Here is a 237-nt window from a genome sequence, read left to right as displayed (position 1 = left end):
CAAGGTGCGGATCGGCGGTATTTCCGGCGATGGCCATGGCGCCGGCATCGAATGGAACGAAACCGTTCTATTACTGGCACTGTGCATCGGGGGCCGGCTGTGGGGCTGAACCGCTTTACCTGGCATGGCGGCGGGCTGGCGGCGGCGCGCGCGCAGTTTGGCGCTGGGTCTTGGCTGGACCTTTCCACCGGGATCAACCCATGCCCTTGGCCCCATGCCGGGACTGTAGCGGCGGCG

General features: G+C 67.1%; 1 pseudogene. It reads left to right on the top strand.

The features are described 5' to 3' along the window. Positions 1–109, top strand: a pseudogene (locus H926_RS34980) (hypothetical protein); the annotation flags it as partial. Positions 110–237 lie beyond the last annotated feature (128 nt).

It is taken from the genome of Novosphingobium sp. B-7 (genome assembly GCF_000410615.1).
Taxonomy (GTDB): domain Bacteria; phylum Pseudomonadota; class Alphaproteobacteria; order Sphingomonadales; family Sphingomonadaceae; genus Novosphingobium; species Novosphingobium capsulatum.
Note: the sequence above shows the minus strand (reverse complement) of the source record. Positions and strands in the feature narration are given on the sequence as shown.